Here is an 18,939-nt window from a genome sequence, read left to right on the forward strand (position 1 = left end):
GAGTTATTGAGCCCAACGCAATTGCGTAGGCAGCGGTGAAACAGGTTCGGGTTCCGGCGGGGTGCCGGGCAGCGACAACACACGGTTAAGCACTTCGGTTTCCAGCGCCGCCAGGCGGTGGGAGCCACGCACCCGCGGACGTGGGAGTTCCACGTGCAGGTCGAGGCCGATTTCGCCGTCTTCGATCAAAATCACCCGGTCGGCAATGGCCACGGCTTCGCTGACGTCGTGGGTCACCAGCAACACGGTGAAGCCGTGCTTCTGCCAGAGGTTCTCGATCAGTTGCTGCATCTCGATCCGGGTCAGGGCATCCAGCGCCCCCAGCGGTTCGTCCAGCAGCAACAGGCGCGGTTGGTGGATCAGGGCGCGGGCCAGGGCCACGCGCTGCTTCTGGCCACCGGACAACGCCGCCGGCCATTCATTGGCGCGCTCGGCCAGGCCGACCGCTTCCAGCGCTTCCAGTGCCTGCGGGCGCCAGTTGCCCTTGAGGCCAAGACCCACGTTGTCGATGATCTTTTTCCACGGCAGCAGGCGCGCTTCCTGGAACATCAACCGCGTGTCTTCAATCGCTTCGCTCAGCGGCGCGGAGCCGGCGAGCAGTTCGCCGCCGCTGGCTTTGTCCAGCCCGGCCAGCAGGCGCAGCAAGGTACTTTTGCCGCAGCCACTGCGGCCCACGACCGCCACGAATTGACCGGCAGGAATATGCAGGTCGATTTCCTTCAGCACTTCCCGCGAACCGAAAGCCTTGCGCAACTTGCGCACTGCCAGGGGAATGCCCCGCAGCAGGCGTGGAGGTTGTTGAGCGGTCATGCCGCACCTCCTTTATTCACTTGATAAGCCGGGTGCCAGCGCAGCCAGACTCGCTCCAGGCCTCGCGCCGCCAGGTCTGCCAGCTTGCCGAGGACCGCGTAAAGCACGATCGCCAGGACCACCACGTCGGTCTGCAGGAATTCCCGGGCGTTCATCGCCAGGTAGCCGATACCGGAACTGGCGGAGATGGTTTCCGCGACGATCAACGTCAGCCACATAAAGCCCAGCGCGAAGCGCACGCCCACCAGAATCGAAGGCAAGGCGCCCGGCAAAATCACTTGGCGAAACAGGCTGAAACCGGACAGGCCATAACTGCGGGCCATTTCCACCAGCGCCGGGTCGACGTTGCGGATGCCGTGGTAAGTATTGAGATAGATCGGGAACAGCGTGCCGAGGGCGACCAGGAATATCTTCGCCGTCTCGTCGATGCCGAACCACAGGATCACCAGCGGGATCAGCGCCAGGTGCGGCACGTTGCGGATCATCTGCACCGAGCTGTCCAGCAGGCGTTCACCCCAGGTCGACAGGCCGGTAATAAAACCCAGGGTCAGGCCGATGCTGCCGCCGATCACAAAGCCCAGGCCCGCACGCCAGCCGCTGATGGCCAGGTGGGTCCAGATTTCGCCGCTGCGCACCAGGCTGACACCCGCTTCGATCACCGCGCTGGGTGCCGGCAGAATGCGCGTCGACAACCAGCCGGCCGAGACGGACAGCTGCCATACCGCCAGCAACAGGATCGGCAGCGCCCAGGGCGCCAATCGATGACTTAACTTTTCAAGGTTCATGGCGGCGCCTCAGCTCTGGGACGCAGCTTTGGGAAGAATGTCGTTGGCGACCATTTCGCCGAACGGGCTGACGTAGCCGGCGCCTTTCGGCAACTCGGGACGCTCGATGTCCAGATGCGGGAACAGCAACTCCGCTACGCGATACGACTCTTCCAGGTGTGGATAGCCGGAGAAGATAAAGGTGTCGATACCGAGGTCCGCGTATTCCTTCACCCGCGCGGCCACGGTCGGGCCATCGCCCACCAGTGCCGTGCCGGCGCCACCGCGTACCAGGCCTACGCCCGCCCACAGGTTGGGGCTGACTTCCAGGTTGTCGCGGCTGCCGCCGTGCAAGGCGGCCATGCGTTGCTGGCCTACGGAATCAAAGCGCGACAACGACGCCTGGGCGCGGGCGATGGTTTCATCGTCCACATGGGAGATCAGTTTGTCGGCGGCCTGCCAGGCTTCGGCGTTGGTTTCACGCACGATCACATGCAGGCGAATGCCGAAGCGCAGGGTACGTCCGAGCTTGGCGGCCTTGGCGCGAACCTGTGCAATCTTTTCCGCCACCGCAGCCGGAGGCTCGCCCCAGGTCAGTACCATTTCCACTTGTTCGGCTGCCAGGTCCTGGGCCGCTTCGGAGGAGCCACCGAAATACAGCGGCGGGCGCGGTTGCTGGATCGGCGGATAGAGCAACTTGGCGCCTTTGACGCTGATGTGCTGGCCGTCGTAATCGACGGTCTCGCCTTCCAGTACGCGGCGCCAGATGCGGGTGAACTCCACCGAGGCCTGGTAACGCTCTTCATGGCTCAGGAACAAACCGTCGCCGGCCAATTCATCCGGGTCTCCACCGGTCACCAGGTTGAACAACGCCCGGCCGCCGGACAGACGATCCAGGGTCGCGGCCTGACGCGCAGCCACCGTCGGGGAAATGATCCCGGGGCGCAGCGCGACAAGGAATTTCAAGCGTTGGGTCACCGGGATCAGCGACGCCGCCACCAGCCACGAATCCTCGCAGGAGCGGCCGGTGGGGATCAGTACCCCGCCGAAGCCAAGGCGGTCGGCCGCCTGGGCCACTTGCTGCAAGTAGCCGTGATCAACGGCGCGAGCGCCTTCGGCGGTGCCAAGGTAATGGCCGTCGCCGTGGGTAGGCAGAAACCAGAAAATATTGAGGCTCATGGAGTTGTCTCCTGAAGAAGTCGGATTACGGCGCTTTGGCAACGGCGGCAGGTGGTGTCCAGATCACGTCCTTGATGCTCAAGGGTTTGGGGATCAATTTGAGTTGGTAGAAGCTGTCGGCGATTTTCTGCTGCGCCGCGATCACTTCAGGCGTCAGGAACTGCGCACCGTAGCCCTGGCGTTTTACCGAGGTCAGGGTGATGTCGGCCGGCAGGCCCAGCAGCGGAGCAACTTGTTCGGTGACTTGTTCCGGGTTGGCCTTGGACCATTCGCCCACGGCGCGGACTTCTTCCACCAGCGTCTTGATCACTTCAGGGTGTTTTTCGGCGTACGGCTTGGTGGCCAGGTAGAACTGATGGTTGTCGGCAATGCCGGTGCCGTCACGCAGGGTGCGGGCTTGCAGTTGCTTCTCGGCGGCTGCCTGGTACGGGTCCCAGATCACCCAGGCATCGACGCTGCCACGCTCGAACGCGGCGCGGGCATCGGCGGGCGGAAGGAACACGGTCTGCACGTCGGTGTATTTCAGGCCGGCATCTTCCAGGGCACGTACCAGCAGGTAGTGCACGTTGGAGCCTTTATTGAGGACGACTTTCTTGCCCTTGAGGTCTTGCACCGATTTGATCGGCGAGTCTTTCGGTACCAGGATCGCTTCGCTGGTAGGCGCCGGCGGTTCATAGGCGACGTAGAGCAGATCGGCACCGGCAGCCTGGGCGAACACTGGCGGGGTTTCACCCGTCACGCCGAAGTCGATGGAGCCTACGTTCAATCCTTCCAGCAGCTGCGGGCCGCCGGGAAACTCGGTCCACTGCACTTGCACGCCCTGCTCGGCCAGGCGCTTTTCCAGCGAACCCTTGGCCTTGAGCAGCACCAGGGTGCCGTATTTCTGATAGCCGATCCGCAAGGTTTCGGCGGCCTGGGCTTGAACAATGGCACCGAAGGACACAGCCGCAGCAAACAGTGCGACCAGACCACGACGCAAGATGACAGTGCGCATGGCGCTCTCTCCAAATATACGATTAGGGGGTTGGCTGCACCTGCTTGGCCGTTGGCGGCTGAGTAAGGTGAGTAGTACTTGTCGAATTCAGGTAAAGCTGGGTAAGGCTTAAATGCTCCAGCGAGCACTCAACAAACGTTCATTCAACACATTGGGGTCAAGGGGTTTCGGGCGGCGGGCCATGGCGCTGTAGAACGTCTCCAAAGCCTCGCTCAAGCGTTGTTCCAGCACCGGCACCAGTTGCGCCTGGGCGCTGCCTTCGCCGTAGGCGATCTGGCTGTCTTCGGCGAAAATCCCGTGGAGCAATTCCTGGGCTTTCAATGCCGACAGCACCGGCTTCAGCGCGTAGTCCACCGCGAGCATGTGGGCGATGCTGCCGCCGGTGGCCATCGGCAACACTATTTTGTGGGCCAGGGCGCGTTCAGGCAGCAGGTCGAGGATGGTTTTCAGCGCGCCGGAAAACGAAGCCTTGTACACCGGCGTGGCAATCACCAGGCCATCGGCGTTCGCCACTTGCTGCAACAGGTCGATGATTTTCGGGCTATCGAACCGCGCGTGCAGCAAGTCTTCGGCCGGGAAGTCCCGTATCTGATAACTCACCACTTCCACGCCTTGTTGCTGCAACCAGTTGCGGGTGTGATCCAGCAAGACCCCGGACCGGGAACGTTGGCTGGGGCTACCACCAAGTGTTACGACCAGCATGTAGGAAATTCCTTTGGAAAGTGTCGGCGGTTCGCTATGTGGCGATGGCGCCAAGATGGGACAGACCATATCAGCCAATTTATATATCTATAAATCTTATTTTTTCATTTGTTTATTCTTTAAATGCATATGCTGCCGACTAAATCGCAGGCATAAAAAAAGGCCGTCGAAACGGCCTTAAAACCCCTGCTATGTGAGACTTGAAATGCGCGCAAGTGTGGGAGCGGGCTTGCTCGCGAAAGCGGTGTGTCATTCAAAGATGCATCAACTGACAGTGCGCATTCGCGAGCAAGCCCGCTCCCACATGTGGTTGTGTGTCAGCGATTCGGTTGAGGGGTGAGCCGCAGGTACGGCTTCACCGCCCGGTAACCCTTCGGAAAGCGTTTCTTGATCTCTTCCTCGTCCTTGAGCGACGGCACTATCACCACTTCGTCACCGTCCTGCCAGTTGGCCGGGGTCGCGACTTTGTGGTTGTCGGTCAGTTGCAGCGAGTCGATCACCCGCAGGATTTCGTGGAAGTTGCGACCGGTGCTGGCCGGGTAGGTGATGGTCAGGCGAATCTTTTTGTTCGGATCAATCACGAACAGCGAACGCACGGTAAGGGTGTCACTGGCATTCGGGTGGATCAGGTCGTACAGGTCGGAGACCTTGCGGTCAGCGTCGGCCAGGATCGGGAAGTTGACGATGGTGTTCTGGGTTTCGTTGATGTCTTCGATCCACTTGTGGTGGGAGTCCACCGGGTCCACCGACAGCGCAATGGCCTTGACGCCCCGCTTGGCGAATTCATCCTTGAGCTTGGCGGTGAAACCCAGCTCGGTGGTGCACACCGGGGTGAAGTCCGCCGGGTGGGAAAACAGCACGCCCCAGCTATCGCCCAGCCACTCGTGGAAGCGAATCTTGCCGGCGCTGGAATCCTGTTCAAAGTCGGGGGCGATGTCGCCCAGTCTGAGGCTCATGGTGTGGCTCCTGATGAGTGCTTATGGAGCCCACTGTGCCTGTGTCGCGGATTATTTAAAAAGAATAAATATCGATTTATCTAGACGATAAAGGAATATTAAAAATCTGTTCATTGGACTTGGCAACGGGCGTGGATCAACATCTGCTTCAAGGTTCGAGAAGGCCTTGAGACGCTGTACAAAGAGGGGTTCAGGACGGGCTTGCGGGGGTTGAGCCCGGCTTGAAAAGTAAAGCACCCTGCCCGGCATTGCGCCGGGCAAGGTTTTACGCTCTTACTTGAACGCGTAGGTGTAGCTGAGGATTACGCGGTTTTCGTCCTGGGAACGGGTGTTCGCCAGGTCGGTACGCCACATCGCGTTTTTCCAGGCAACGCCCAGGTTTTTCAGCGGACCTTCTGGAACAACGTAAGCCAGGGTCAGGTCGCGTTCCCACTCGTTACGCTCGCCGACGGTGGTGTCGATGTTGCTACCTTTGAGGTAAACCACACCGGCAGTCAGGCCAGGTACGCCGATCTTGGCGAAGTCATAGGCGTAGCGAGCTTGCCAGGTACGTTCGCCAGCACGGGCAAACTTCTGGATTTGCATGTCGGTGATGGTGCTGTTAGACGAGCCGTCACCTTGGTTCAGCCAAGGGAAGTCGCTGTCGCCCTTGGTGTACTGGTAGCCAGCACCGAAGGTGTGACCGGCAACCGAGTACAGCGCCAGGTAGCTGTACAGGTCGTTGTCGACCTTACCTTTGACCTTGGTGGCGTTGGTCGGATGATCCGAGTAGTAGCCGGAGGTGTAGTAACCGGCAGTATCACCGTTGGCACCGTTGTCACGGCTGCGGTAGTAGCGCAGGTCACTTTTCAGGACGCCAGGACCGATCGCCCAGTTGTGGACCAGGCCCAGGAAGTTCTGAGAGTAGAAATCCTTCAGCTCGCCGAAGTAGTACGAAGCGGTCAGGTCTTTGTTGATTTTGTAGTCAGCACCGGCGTAGTAGAACTTGTTGACGAAGTTACCAGCGTCGTAGTTCGAGCTGCCGTTGGCACCGGCCAGGGACAGACCTTCATTGTTGCTGGAGTTACGGCCTTTGGAGTGCTCGATCTGACCAGCAGTCAGGGTCAGGTCCTTGAACTCGTTCGAAGAGATCTCGCCGCCCTGGAAGGTTTGTGGCAACAGACGACCGTCGTTGGTCTTGATCACCGGGTTGTTCGGCTGCAAGGTACCGATCTTCAGCACGGTTTGGGAGATCTTGACCTTACCGGTCACGCCCAGGCTGGCGAAATCGTGAACGGCCTTGTTGCCATCACTTGGGAACACGGTGCCGCCGGAAGCAGTACCAGTGTAGTTACCGTGATCAGCGCGGCTGGAATCCAGACGCACGCCGTACAGGCCGATGGCGTCAAGACCGAAGCCCACAGTACCTTGGGTAAAACCCGAGATGAAACGCAGGTCGAAACCCTGACCCCATTCAGCGTTTTTGCTGCGGGTGTTCGAGGTAGCCGATGGCTTCAGATCGCGGTTGTCGGTGTTGATGTAAAAGTTACGTACGCCCAGCGTGATCTTGCTGTCATCGATAAAACCAGCGGCGCCTGCTTGTTGGGCGATTGCCCCCAAAGCTACGGCCAACGCCAATGTTGACTTCTTCATGTACCGCTCCTCTCATTTCTAATTTTTGTATTTCTTAGGTCTCGGGTCTGACGCCCTCGATCCACAGATGCGCGATTAGCACCGGATAGTGACTGACAAGTCAATCGTAACCTTGTGTGTCTACTACTTTCGTCTAACCGCAGTTAATTTGGTCCTTGCAGGGTAATGAGTTTTTCATACACCCAAAAAGAATTGTTTCGTCCTTTTTCATACCATTCAGGAATAACGCTTTCCATGGGACGGTCAAGCCGACAGGCGATGCCGCTCCATAAGCGTTTTCCGAAAGAGTATGTCTTTGCGCTTTTTTAGATCGTTTTGTGTTGACCAAACGGGGTCATACGTCACTCACGATCAAAAACGCGACGCCATCATGGCCAAACGCACATCATTCCGTCAATTTGTTACAGTTTTTGTATCGATGAAACTTTTCTGCCGTCCCAGCAATCCACCTCACCGTACCCGGTGATAATGTCACTTTGATGTCAGTTATATGTATAAATTGGCAAACCCTGTGTTCAGGGCCGATGCGTCCGCCGAGGAGCATGACTCGCCGAAGTGACAGGCGAGAGGATTGCCCCCTCGCCCCTTCAGGCTTACAACGCCTTTTCGAAAATCTTCGAATTACGCTGATAGTTGTATAACGACGCCCGCGCCGACGGCAGGCGATCCACCGTGCTCGGCACAAAACCACGTTCGCGGAACCAGTGGGCGGTACGGGTCGTCAGCACGAAGAGCGTCTTCAAACCCTGGGCCCGGGCACGGGTCTCGATGCGCTCCAGCAGCTCGTCACCGCGACCGCCATGACGGTACTCCGGGTTCACGGCCAGGCACGCCAGCTCGCCTGCGTCGGAGTCGGCGATCTGATACAGCGCCGCACAGGCGATGATCATGCCTTCACGTTCCACCACGCTGAACTGTTCGATTTCCCGCTCCAGCACTTCCCGGGAACGACGCACCAGAATCCCCTGCTCTTCCAGCGGGCTGATCAGGTCCAGCAACCCGCCGACGTCTTCAATCGCCGCTTCGCGCACCAGTTCGAACTGTTCCTGGGCCACCAGCGTACCGCCGCCGTCCCGGGTGAACAGCTCGGTCAGCAAGGCACCATCTTCGGCATAACTGACAATGTGGCTGCGCCCTACGCCGCCACGGCAAGCCTCGGCGGCCGCGTCCAGCAATTCGGCTTGGTAGTTGTTGCCCAGGCGTTGCAGGTGCGCGGGCACCTGTTGCGGCCGCAATTCACGCACCAGGCGGCCGTGCTCGTCGATCAGGCCGAGATCGGCACCGAACAGCAGCAACTTGTCCGCGCCCAGGTCGATGGCCGCGCGGGTGGCGACGTCTTCACAGGCGAGGTTGAAGATTTCGCCGGTAGGCGAGTAGCCCAGCGGCGACAGCAGCACGATGGAGCGCTCGTCCAGCAGGCGGTTGATGCCCTTGCGGTCGACCCGGCGCACTTCGCCGGTGTGGTGATAGTCGACGCCTTCAAGCACACCGATCGGGCGCGCCGTCACCAGGTTGCCGCTGGCCACACGCAGGCGCGAGCCCTGCATCGGCGAGGACGCCATGTCCATCGACAACCGCGCTTCGATGGCGATACGCAGATGGCCGACCGCATCGATCACGCACTCCAGGGTTGCGGCATCGGTGATGCGCAAGCCTTCGTGGTAAGCCGGGGTCAGGCCGCGGGCGGCGAGGCGGGTTTCAATTTGCGGGCGCGAACCGTGGACCAGCACCAGTCGCACGCCCAGGCTGTGGAGCAGCACCAGGTCGTGGACGATATTGCCGAAGTTCGGGTGCTCTACACCATCGCCCGGCAGCATGACGACAAAAGTGCAATCCCGGTGGGCATTGATGTAAGGCGAAGCGTGACGAAGCCAATTGACGTATTCGGGCATAAAAACCTGGGCCTGTAATAAAAAGCAGCCAAAAATGGATGAATCGCAAAAACGCACAGCGGGCTGTTGGTTATCGTCGGAACAGGCTTGGCGACACGCTCGCTCTCCTTCTATGTACGGATGGGCAGGGGTTAATTTATGCAGGTGTCAGGCAGTAATGTTGAATCAGTTCACGCAATAGACGCACTGTAGGCGTCAAGCGTGACATTTCAAGGTACTCGCCTGGCTGGTGGGCGCAGGCGATATCGCCAGGGCCAAGCACCAGGGTCTCGCAACCAAGGCGCTGAAGATAAGGCGCTTCGGTGCCGAACGCCACTGCTTCGGCGCGATGACCGGTAAGTCGTTCAGCTACCCGCACCAACTCTGCATCCTCGGCCTGCTCGAACGGCGGCACTTCGGGGAACAGCGGCGCATAGTCGATCTTCACCTGATGGCGCTCGGCCAAGGGTTCGAGCTTCTGCCGGATGGCAGCGCGCAGCACCTGGGGATCCATGCCCGGCAGGGGCCGCAGGTCGAATTCCAGGGAGCATTGGCCGCAGATGCGGTTGGGGTTGTCGCCACCGTGGATGCAGCCGAAGTTCATGGTCGGCTGCGGCACGCTGAACTGCGGATTGCGGTATTCGCGCTGCCAGGCCAGGCGCAGGCCACGCAGTTCGCCAATGGCGTCATGCATGGCTTCGAGGGCGCTGTGGCCCAGGCTTGGGTCCGACGAATGGCCGCTGCGCCCGAGGATATCGATGCGCTCCATCATTACGCCCTTGTGCAGGCGGATGGGTTTGAGGCCGGTGGGTTCACCGATCACCGCCGCACGGCCCAAGGGACGACCCGCCTCGGCCAGTGCACGAGCACCGGCCATGGAGCTTTCTTCATCGCAGGTAGCAAGAATCAGCAGCGGCTGCTTGAAAGGCTGGTCGAGCAACGGCTGGACGGCTTCGATCACCAGGGCGAAAAAGCCCTTCATGTCACAGCTGCCCAGTCCTACCCAGCGGCCGTCGACTTCCGTCAGCTTGAGCGGATCGGTCTGCCATAGGGCGCCGTCGTACGGCACGGTGTCACTGTGGCCCGCCAGCACCAGGCCGCCAGGGCCGGTGCCGAAACTGGCCAACAGGTTGAATTTGCCTGGGCTGACCTGCTGGATGTCGCAGGCAAAGCCCAGGTCTGCCAGCCAGGTGGCGAGCAAATCGATGACCGGGCGGTTGGATTGGTCGAGAGAGGCCTGGGTACAACTGACCGAAGGCGCGGCAATCAGCGCGGCGAATTGTTCTTTCATGGACGGTAAAGGCATGCGCTGTCTCTCAACTTCCCGGACGAACCCCATCATAGAGCTATCTGAGTGACACAATAAACCGTTGCGGCACGTTGCCGGGCTCAGTCCTGTACACTGCACGACCTTGGCAGCCACTCTTTTCCCCGGCTGCGCTCCCGATCCTGGATTTTCCGGCCATGCAGAAAGAAACCGAAATCAAGCTCCGTGTCAGCCGCGAAACCCTCGCCGCGCTGCGTGAGCACCCGTTACTGAAAAAACGCAACAAAAGTGGCTGGGAACGCCGTGAGTTGATGAACCAGTACTTCGACACCCCGGAACGCGACCTGGCCCAGGCCAAAGTGGCCCTGCGCCTGCGCAAAGACGGCGACGAAGTGATCCAGACCCTCAAGACCCGTGGCCAGAGCGTCGCCGGCTTGTCGGAACGCAATGAGTACAACTGGGACCTGGCCAAAGCCAAGCTCGACGTGAAGAAACTCGACGGCGAATGCTGGCCCGAACAACTGGCCGAGCTGGACAAAAAGACCCTCAAGCCGATCTTCACCACCGATTTCGTCCGCGAACGCGCTGAAATCGCCTGGGGCCGCGGCAAGGCCAAGGTGGTGATCGAAGCCGCCCTGGACCTGGGCCACGTGGTTGCCGGCAAGCAGAAAGAAGAAATCTGCGAGCTGGAACTGGAACTGCGCGAAGGCGACCCGGCCGCCCTGCTGGAGCTGGCCGCTGAACTGGCCGCGACCCTGGCGCTGATGCCGTGCGATATCAGCAAGGCCGAGCGTGGCTATCGCCTGTTCGACGCCAACAGCTACTCCCTGAGCCTGCCGGCACCGGTGCTGCACGCCGAAATGCCGCTGGACGACGCATTTGCTGCCGTCATGTGGCATCTGTTGGGCAGCAGCCAGCGCCTGGCCGAGCAATACCGTTTCAACGGCCACTGGCGCCTGCTGCAGGACTGGGTGGAAAACCTCGGCGAACTGCGGGCCCTGCTCGGCAGCCTCGGCCAGGCCGCACCGCGTCAGTCCACTAGCGAATTGCGCGCCGCACTGGACGCCTTGCTGGAAGACTGGCGTCCGCTGGTCCAGGCCGGTGACGACGATGAAGACATCCGCAAGGCCGCGCCGGAGCAGTTCGCCGAAGAACTGGAAGACGTGCGCTGGGGTTTGTTCTCCCTGACCACTTCCCGCTGGCTGCTGGCCCGCACCTGGGCCGCGGATCGCAACGTGCGTGGCAATCGCCAGGGCGCTGCACAGCTGGCCAACTGGCTGCCGCGCCTGCTGGCCGATGACGCCGTTGCCCTGCAACTGCCGCGCTACCAGCAACAGCCGGAAGACCTGGCCGAGCAACTGCCGCGTATCGAACGCATCCTGGCCTGGCTGCACCATGCACGCCAGGTGCTGGATATCGCCGAGCTGGACCGTTTGTATGGCGAGCTGAACAAGCTGGCGCACCTGGCCAACCAGCCGATCACCGATGAGTCGCTGGATGCGCGGATGCATCAGGCGATTGCGGTGTATCAGAATCGCGCTTGGAAAACCCTGCTGCGCCTGTAAAACCCTTGTGGCGAGGGAGCTTGCTCCCTCGCCACTCAAGTCAGGCCATGGCAACTATCAGCGCAACACCGGCAAACTCGTGGTGGACTTGATCTCCGACAAGGCCACTATCGAGTTGACCTCCTGAATCCCCGGCACCATCGACAGCTTCTCAAAGAAAAACCGCTCATACGCTTCAATGTCCGACGTGACGATCCGCAGTAAAAAGTCCACCGCGCCCATCAGCACATAACATTCCAGCACTTGCGGAAAACCGCGAATCGCCTCGGTGAACTCAGTGAAGTTGGAACGGCCGTGGGCGTTGAGTTTCACCTCGGCAAAAATCTGCGTATTAAGGCCGATTTTCTTGCGATCCAGCAGGGTGACCTGGCCGCGAATCACACCCTCCTCTTTCAGCCGCTGAATCCGGCGCCAGCACGGCGACTGCGACAGGCCGACCTGTTCGGCGATCTGCGCGCTGGAGAGCGAAGCGTCTTCCTGCAACAGCGCGAGAATGCGCCGGTCGTACACGTCCAGTTCAGCGTGCATAAAAATACCCATTAATCATGATTTAAAGAATTACATGATTCTCTTATAAGCCAATACAGGCTGTTTTAGATAAGAAATCTCCCGCGACGAATGCAAAAATTTCTCCAGTCGAATCCGGAGAATCATCATGCACGTCGTCGAAGCCTCCCACCCCGCCCAACGCGTTGACGCCTGGGCCGTCAGCAATGCCCACTGCCAGGCGCACTATCAAATCCTCGCCGAGGCTGAACCCGACGTGTTGTGCCGGGTGCTCAACTATTTTGCCCTGCAGTTCCTGGTGCCACGTCAGGTGAGCGTGCAGCGTGAAGACGACCTGCTGGCGATCGATATCGTGATGGATGGCCTGAGCTGGCACCGGGCCCAGGTGATCGGCGAAAAACTTCGTAACCTGATCAGTGTGTGCTCGCTGGAGCTGCGCCCGGCAGATGCTGCGCGGCCTCTGGCGGTCCAGGCGGCCGCTCAGTAAAAGCCTGCAATAAACCCCGGAGGCCGAGGCGCAAAGGGTGACTAGCCTGAGGACTACGCCTAATCGTTGCCCAGGAACGTCACCATGTCCGTTGCGCCAAATCCGCAGGATCGCTGGCTGGAAATCCATCAGTTGTTGCCTGCCCTGATCGACCAGGGCCTGGTGCCCGCCGACCTGGCTCTACCGGCGAACAGTGGGCTGCATCCCCTGGAATGCATTGCCCGCCAGGGGCCGTCTCTGGAAATGCTGACCGAATGGCTCGCCCGCCACTGCGGCCAGCCCTACCTGCGTATCGACCCGTTGAAAATCGACGTCGCGGCGGTGGTGCCGCTGATGTCCTATGCCTTTGCCCAGCGCCACAAGATCCTGGCCGTTGCGGTCGACGCCCACAGCGTTACCGTCGCCAGCGCCCAGCCTTTCGTGAGCAGTTGGGAAGCCGGCCTGGCTCAGGTGTTGAAGCGCTCCATCAAGCGGGTGCTGGCCAATCCCCAGGAGATCCAGCGCTGCACCGTGGAGTTTTACCGACTGGCGAAATCGGTCAGCGGCGCCATTGATCAAAAAACCTCCGGCGCGCCGAATATCGAACAACTGCTCAATCTCGGCGCCAACGACCAGGAGCCCGACGCCAACGACGCGCACATCGTCAACATCGTCGACTGGCTGTTGCAGTACGCCTTTGGCCAGCGGGCCAGTGATATCCATCTCGAACCCGGACGCGATCAGGGGCGCGTGCGTTTTCGCATCGACGGGCTGCTGCATGATGTCTATCAATTCCCATCCCAGGTGACGATGGCGGTGGTCAGCCGCCTGAAAAGCCTGGGCCGGATGAACGTGGCGGAAAAACGCAAACCCCAGGACGGCCGGGTGAAGACCAAAAGCCCCACGGGCGGGGAAGTGGAACTGCGCCTGTCGACCTTGCCCATAGCCTTCGGCGAAAAGCTGGTGATGCGAATTTTTGACCCACAGGTGCTGCACAAGGATTTCCAGCAACTGGGACTTTCCAACGACGACCTGCAACGCTGGCAATCCATGACCGGCCAGGCCAACGGCATCATCCTGGTCACCGGCCCTACCGGTTCCGGCAAGACCAGCACGCTGTACACCACGCTCAAGCAATTGGCCACTCGCGAGGTCAACCTGTGCACCGTCGAAGACCCGATCGAGATGGTGGAGCCGGCCTTCAACCAGATGCAGGTGCAGCACAACATCGACCTGACCTTCGCCAGCGGCATCCGCGCCCTGATGCGCCAGGACCCGGACATCATCATGATCGGCGAGATTCGCGACCTGGAAACCGCAGAAATGGCGATCCAGGCCGCCCTGACCGGGCATCTGGTGCTGTCGACGTTGCACACCAACGATGCGCCCGGCGCCATCAGCCGCTTGCTGGAACTGGGCATTCCCCATTACCTGATCAATGCCACGCTGCTGGGGGTGATGGCCCAGCGCCTGGTCAGGCTGTTGTGCCCGCACTGCAAGCGGCAAGCCGGGCAGGTCCATCAGGCAGTGGGTTGCGGCGAGTGCCGGGAAAGTGGCTATCGGGGTCGAGCCGGGGTCTACGAGATCATGCTGATGAACGATCGCCTCAAGGCCCTGGTCAGCCCGGGCACCGACCTCCAGGCCCTGCGTCTGGCGGCCCTTGACCAGGGAATGTGCAGCTTGCGGTCCGCCGGTATGCGCAAGGTAATGGCAGGACTGACAACACTTGAAGAGGTACTGCGAGTGACGCCTGGGGATTCAGAAACAAATCCTTTGATCGATGGCGCGGTAATCCGTCCTTATCCGTGACAACACCGTTACAATCGGAAAAACCTCGCTTTACCGTCACCAGACAAGGAATCGTTATGCAGATCGGAACCGTACTGCTTCTTTTTGTAGGCTTGGCCGTCGCCATCCTCTTCATGGGTTTCAAGGTGGTCCCGCAGGGTTACCAGTGGACAGTCGAGCGCTTCGGCCGCTACACCAACACCCTCAAGCCCGGCCTGAACATCATCATTCCGGTCATGGACCGCATCGGTCGCAAGATCAACGTGATGGAAAGCGTGCTGGATATCCCACCCCAGGAAGTCATCACCGCTGACAACGCCACGGTGCAGATCGACGCCGTGTGCTTCTTCCAAGTGGTCAATACCGCCCAAGCGGCCTACGAGGTGAACAACCTCGAACACGCCATCCGCAACCTGTTGCAAACCAACATCCGTACCGTGCTCGGCTCCATGGAGCTGGATGCGATGCTCAGCCAGCGTGACGGCATCAACGAAAAACTGCTGCGCACCGTCGACGAAGCCACCGCACCGTGGGGCATCAAGATCACCCGGATCGAGATCAAGGACATCAGCCCGCCTGCCGACCTGATGGCCGCCATGTCCGGCCAGATGAAGGCCGAGCGGATCAAGCGTGCGCAGATCCTTGAGGCCGAAGGCCTGCGAGCCTCCGCGATCCTGACCGCCGAAGGCAAGAAGCAGGCGCAGATCCTGGAGGCCGAAGGTGGTCGTCAGGCCGCCTTCCTGGAATCCGAAGCCCGCGAACGTCAGGCCGAGGCCGAAGCCCGCGCCACTCAAGTGGTATCGGAAGCCATCGCCACCGGTAACGTGCAGGCCATCAACTACTTCGTCGCCCAGAAATACATCGACGCACTGGGCAAGCTGGCCTCGGCCAACAACAGCAAGGTGATCCTGATGCCGCTGGAAGCTAGCCAGGTGATTGGCGCAGTCGGCGGCATCGGCGAAATCGTCAAGGCAACCTTCGACAACAAGAAAGCCTGAGGCACGCACCATGTGGGAATTCCTGCAGCACCTGTCGTTTTGGGACTGGCTGGCACTGGGCACGGTGCTGTTGATCCTTGAAGTGTTCGGTGCCGGTGGTTATCTGCTGTGGATGGGCATCGCCGCGGCAGCCGTGGGCGTGATCAAGTTCCTGGTGCCGAGCCTGGGGCTGGAGTGGCAACTGCTGCTGTTCGCCGTGCTGTCGATCCTCACGGCGGTGTACTGGTGGCGACGCCAGCGCAGCAGCGCCAAGGTCAGCGACCAGCCGGGGCTGAACATGCGCGGCTCCGAGTTGATTGGTCGCACCTTTGTGGTGCATCAGGCCATCGTCGAGGGCCGTGGCAAGATCAAGGTGGGTGACGGTGTGTGGATGGCATCCGGGCCGGACGCGCCGGCTGGGGCACACGTACGTGTCATTGGTCAGGAAGGCGTGATTTTGCAGGTTGAAACTGTTTAGTCATCCATGGAACTCGGCTGGGCTATCTACAATCAAACTGTTCAGATAACCCAGTCGGAGTCACCCATCATGCGTCTAAAATATGCTGTCGCAACCCTCGCTGTGCTTTCCCTTCCCGTCGGTTCAGCCATGGCCGACAGCTTCTGGCGTAATGTCATCTCATCGGGTGCCACGACCGGCTCGACGTACCTGACCTTCAAGGACCACAAAATGGTAGTCGCCGCCCAGGACGACGCCGGTAGCTTCGTCGCCAGTGACGGCAACATCCGTGGCCCATACCTGGAAGCTGCGATGCAGAAAGTCCGCGCCGATAACCCTGGCCTCAAGGCCACGGATATGGACCTGGCGAACGCTATCCTGGCAAAAAACGCCATTGCTTCCGAGTAATACCGCCGCATAAAAAATGCCGTTCCTCGAGAGCGGCATTTTTTTGCCCTGATTTCCTACGCCAGACGCTGGCGATTCCGCATCTGAACAGGAAAAGTCCTGTCGAGTTGCAGGCGCGCCCGGCAACAAGCTATCGATTCCCTTCAGACTGAGTGAATCGATGACCATGCAAAAACTCTCCTACGCCCTGCTGCTCGCCGCGGTTGCCACGCCTTATGCCCAGGCAGAAAGCTGGTACGGGTCGGCAAAGCTCAACAGCGCCCGGCAGAATCTCTCAAGCTCACTGCTGACCAGCCCACGCGTAACCCACCGGGTAGAAGCCCCCGACAGCAGCAAGACGTTCACCGGCTCATTCGCCGTGGGCTATGCCTTTGCCGATGGCTGGCGCCTGGAGGGGGAATACACGATGCCCAGCCACTCGACCTTCAAATCCCATTGGGCACCGTTCAATGCCAACGTCAACAGCCTGCGCACCGACAGCCAGCGCCTGATGCTCAACGGTTATAAAAACATCCCGATCAATGAATGGCTGTCGTTCTACGGTATGGCGGGAGTCGGCGTGGCCCAGGTTGACGCCGAGGGTTACCAGGCCAACGACACCCGCCGTTTCGCCAGCAATCGCCAATACAACTTCGCCTACAGCGTTGGCCTGGGGCTGGATGCCAAGGTCAGCGAAACCCTGACCCTGGGTACCGGCTGGCGTTACGTGGACATGGGCGGGATCGAGACCGGCTACAACACGTTCGCCAATCGGATCAACGCCCGGGACGAACAACTCAAAGGCAAGCTCAAAGAGCAGAACGTGTTTCTTGAGGCACGCGTTGCCTTCTGACACCGATGCTGAAATGCCGCTCCCGAGGCGGCATTTTTTGTTTCAGGCGGGACGATTCATTCACAGACGACAGGCTATATTCAGTCGAGCCGTGCAACCATGCCCGGCATTGATATGCTTTTTCTCATCGCCTTCTGAAACGGATGCCTTCAACGTCATGAGCCAACTGCCCTTTCTGCCGTTCTCCAAGCCCACCATTGATGAAGCCACCATCTCGGCGGTAGGCGACGTACTGCGCTCCGGCTGGATCACCAGCGGGCCGAAAGTGCAGGCGTTCGAGGCGCAGTTGTCGGAATATTTTGGGGGGCGCCCGGTGCGTACCTTCAACTCGGGCACCTGCACCATGGAGATTGCCTTGCGCATCGCCGGTATCGGGCCTGGTGACGAAGTCATCACCACCCCGATTTCGTGGGTAGCCACGGCCAACGTGATTCTGGAAGTCGGTGCCACGCCGGTGTTCGCCGACATCGACCCGGTGACCCGCAATATCGACCTTGCCAAGGTGGAAGCCGCGATCACACCGCGCACCAAGGCAATCATCCCGGTATACCTGGCGGGCCTGCCGTTGGACATGCCATTGCTCTACGCGCTGGCCAACAAGTACAACCTGCGCATCGTCGAAGATGCAGCCCAGGCCCTGGGTTCCAGCTGGGATGGCCAACGCATTGGCGCTACCGGCGATTTCGTATCGTTCAGCTTCCAGGCGAACAAGAACATCACCTCGTCCGAAGGCGGCTGCCTGGTATTGAACAACGCTGAAGAAGCGCGCCTGGCGGAAAAATATCGCCTGCAGGGCGTGACCCGCACCGGCTTCGATGGCCTCGACGTGGATGTGTTGGGCGGCAAGTTCAACATGACCGACATCGCAGCAGCCATCGGCCTGGGCCAGTTTGCCCATATCGAGAAGATCACTGCCCACCGCCAGGAACTGGCGCGTCACTATTTCGAATGCTTCGGCAGTGATTTTGAAGCGCAGTACGGTGCGCAATTGCCACCGGCAGACTTCGAAAACAGCAACTGGCACCTGTTCCAGCTGGTACTGCCGGAGCGTCAGGACGGCCTGCCCGCACGCGCCACGTTCATGGAGCAGATGCAGGCCCATGGCGTCGGCATTGGCTATCACTACCCACCGATCCACCTGCTGAGCTTGTACAAGGCACAGGGATTCAAGGAAGGCATGTTCCCGGTAGCGGAAAAAGTGGGGCGTTTGATTGTGTCGTTGCCGATGTTCACGGCGATGACGAAGGCGGACGTAGAGCGTTCGGTAGCGGCGGTAAAAGCAGTATTGAAACGCGGATAAAACCTTTGCGGGAGCCGATTGCCGGCTCCCGCAGCGGGATCACTCGCCGATGGCAGCCTTGTAGCCGGCAGCGTCCAGCAATTTTTTCAGTTCATCCGGGTTGCTTGGCTTGAGCTTGAAGATCCAGGCGCCGTAAGGGTCGGAGTTCAACAGTTCTGGCTCGCCGCTCAAGGCGTCGTTCACCGCGATCACTTCGCCAGCAATTGGCGAGTAGATATCCGAAGCGGCCTTAACGGATTCAACTACACCCGCCTGCTGAGTCGCCTCAAATACGTTGCCGACTTCGGTCAACTCGACGAATACCACATCCCCCAATGCTTCCTGGGCATGGTCCGAGATCCCGACGGTCACGGTGCCGTCAGCTTCCAGACGGGCCCATTCGTGACTTTCGGCAAAACGCAGGTCGGCAGGGATATCGCTCATAGTCTGTGTCCTCAAGGAAAAATGTCAGCGGCCATTGGCCC

At 60.2% G+C, this 18,939-nt stretch carries 19 protein-coding genes; 8 read left to right on the plus strand and 11 right to left on the minus strand.

Annotated elements, in window-relative coordinates; genetic code table 11:
- Positions 1–3: 3 nt before the first annotated feature.
- The 9 genes from ssuB to argE all read right to left on the minus strand — a co-directional run bounded on the left by ssuB (position 4) and on the right by argE (position 10,214).
- Positions 4–810, minus strand: coding sequence for an aliphatic sulfonates ABC transporter ATP-binding protein (gene ssuB, locus HX839_RS06110; RefSeq protein WP_003213901.1), 807 nt, complete (start codon positions 808–810; stop codon positions 4–6).
- On the minus strand, positions 807–1,595 hold the full coding sequence (ssuC, locus tag HX839_RS06115; RefSeq protein ID WP_008438905.1) for an aliphatic sulfonate ABC transporter permease SsuC: 789 nt from the start codon (positions 1,593–1,595) through the stop codon (positions 807–809). The genes ssuB and ssuC overlap by 4 nt, the downstream gene beginning before the upstream one ends.
- Before the next feature lie 9 nt (positions 1,596–1,604).
- Complete coding sequence (gene ssuD, locus HX839_RS06120; protein ID WP_003213905.1) at positions 1,605–2,753, minus strand: FMNH2-dependent alkanesulfonate monooxygenase; 1,149 nt, start codon at positions 2,751–2,753, stop codon at positions 1,605–1,607.
- Positions 2,754–2,778: 25 nt separating this feature from the next.
- Positions 2,779–3,747 (minus strand): sulfonate ABC transporter substrate-binding protein, encoded by a 969-nt coding sequence (locus HX839_RS06125; RefSeq protein WP_003213907.1) that lies wholly within the window; start codon positions 3,745–3,747, stop codon positions 2,779–2,781.
- Between the two features lie 108 nt (positions 3,748–3,855).
- Positions 3,856–4,449, minus strand: coding sequence for an NADPH-dependent FMN reductase (ssuE, locus tag HX839_RS06130; RefSeq protein WP_003213909.1), 594 nt, complete (start codon positions 4,447–4,449; stop codon positions 3,856–3,858).
- Between the two features lie 317 nt (positions 4,450–4,766).
- The gene (locus HX839_RS06135) at positions 4,767–5,405 is read right to left on the minus strand and encodes a peroxiredoxin (protein ID WP_003213910.1); all 639 of its coding nucleotides are present in this window, start codon (positions 5,403–5,405) and stop codon (positions 4,767–4,769) included.
- A gap of 273 nt (positions 5,406–5,678) precedes the next feature.
- Positions 5,679–7,037 (minus strand): OprD family porin, encoded by a 1,359-nt coding sequence (locus HX839_RS06140; protein WP_003213912.1) that lies wholly within the window; start codon positions 7,035–7,037, stop codon positions 5,679–5,681.
- 593 nt (positions 7,038–7,630) lie between these two features.
- Positions 7,631–8,929 (minus strand): amino-acid N-acetyltransferase, encoded by a 1,299-nt coding sequence (gene argA, locus HX839_RS06145; RefSeq protein ID WP_003213914.1) that lies wholly within the window; start codon positions 8,927–8,929, stop codon positions 7,631–7,633.
- Positions 8,930–9,065: 136 nt separating this feature from the next.
- Entirely contained in the window at positions 9,066–10,214 is a 1,149-nt protein-coding gene (argE, locus tag HX839_RS06150; protein ID WP_003213916.1) for an acetylornithine deacetylase, read from the minus strand.
- Positions 10,215–10,372: 158 nt separating this feature from the next.
- Between argE and HX839_RS06155 the strand changes: the two genes are divergently transcribed.
- The gene (locus tag HX839_RS06155; protein WP_003213918.1) at positions 10,373–11,740 is read left to right on the plus strand and encodes an inorganic triphosphatase; all 1,368 of its coding nucleotides are present in this window, start codon (positions 10,373–10,375) and stop codon (positions 11,738–11,740) included.
- Positions 11,741–11,797: 57 nt separating this feature from the next.
- Here the strand turns inward: HX839_RS06155 and HX839_RS06160 are convergent, their stop codons facing one another.
- Positions 11,798–12,268 carry an Lrp/AsnC family transcriptional regulator gene (locus HX839_RS06160; protein WP_003213920.1) on the minus strand — a complete coding sequence of 157 codons (471 nt, stop codon included), beginning with the start codon at positions 12,266–12,268 and terminating at the stop codon, positions 11,798–11,800.
- Positions 12,269–12,395: 127 nt separating this feature from the next.
- Between HX839_RS06160 and HX839_RS06165 the strand changes: the two genes are divergently transcribed.
- The 7 genes from HX839_RS06165 to HX839_RS06195 all read left to right on the plus strand — a co-directional run bounded on the left by HX839_RS06165 (position 12,396) and on the right by HX839_RS06195 (position 18,475).
- Complete coding sequence (locus HX839_RS06165) at positions 12,396–12,734, plus strand: hypothetical protein (protein ID WP_102604088.1); 339 nt, start codon at positions 12,396–12,398, stop codon at positions 12,732–12,734.
- Between the two features lie 84 nt (positions 12,735–12,818).
- Positions 12,819–14,522 carry a GspE/PulE family protein gene (locus HX839_RS06170; RefSeq protein ID WP_177066860.1) on the plus strand — a complete coding sequence of 568 codons (1,704 nt, stop codon included), beginning with the start codon at positions 12,819–12,821 and terminating at the stop codon, positions 14,520–14,522.
- A gap of 56 nt (positions 14,523–14,578) precedes the next feature.
- Positions 14,579–15,499, plus strand: coding sequence for an SPFH domain-containing protein (locus tag HX839_RS06175; RefSeq protein ID WP_003213925.1), 921 nt, complete (start codon positions 14,579–14,581; stop codon positions 15,497–15,499).
- A gap of 10 nt (positions 15,500–15,509) precedes the next feature.
- Positions 15,510–15,956 carry an NfeD family protein gene (locus tag HX839_RS06180; RefSeq protein ID WP_008438897.1) on the plus strand — a complete coding sequence of 149 codons (447 nt, stop codon included), beginning with the start codon at positions 15,510–15,512 and terminating at the stop codon, positions 15,954–15,956.
- Positions 15,957–16,025: 69 nt separating this feature from the next.
- Positions 16,026–16,343 (plus strand): DUF2388 domain-containing protein, encoded by a 318-nt coding sequence (locus tag HX839_RS06185; RefSeq protein ID WP_008438896.1) that lies wholly within the window; start codon positions 16,026–16,028, stop codon positions 16,341–16,343.
- A 160-nt stretch (positions 16,344–16,503) separates the two neighbouring features.
- On the plus strand, positions 16,504–17,175 hold the full coding sequence (locus HX839_RS06190; protein WP_177066861.1) for an outer membrane protein: 672 nt from the start codon (positions 16,504–16,506) through the stop codon (positions 17,173–17,175).
- Between the two features lie 157 nt (positions 17,176–17,332).
- Positions 17,333–18,475 (plus strand): DegT/DnrJ/EryC1/StrS aminotransferase family protein, encoded by a 1,143-nt coding sequence (locus tag HX839_RS06195; protein ID WP_003213934.1) that lies wholly within the window; start codon positions 17,333–17,335, stop codon positions 18,473–18,475.
- Positions 18,476–18,514: 39 nt separating this feature from the next.
- Here the strand turns inward: HX839_RS06195 and gcvH are convergent, their stop codons facing one another.
- The gene (gene gcvH, locus HX839_RS06200; protein WP_003213936.1) at positions 18,515–18,898 is read right to left on the minus strand and encodes a glycine cleavage system protein GcvH; all 384 of its coding nucleotides are present in this window, start codon (positions 18,896–18,898) and stop codon (positions 18,515–18,517) included.
- Positions 18,899–18,939: the final 41 nt, after the last annotated feature.

The organism is Pseudomonas sp. I8001 (assembly GCF_013385345.1).
In the GTDB taxonomy this organism is placed as follows: domain Bacteria; phylum Pseudomonadota; class Gammaproteobacteria; order Pseudomonadales; family Pseudomonadaceae; genus Aquipseudomonas.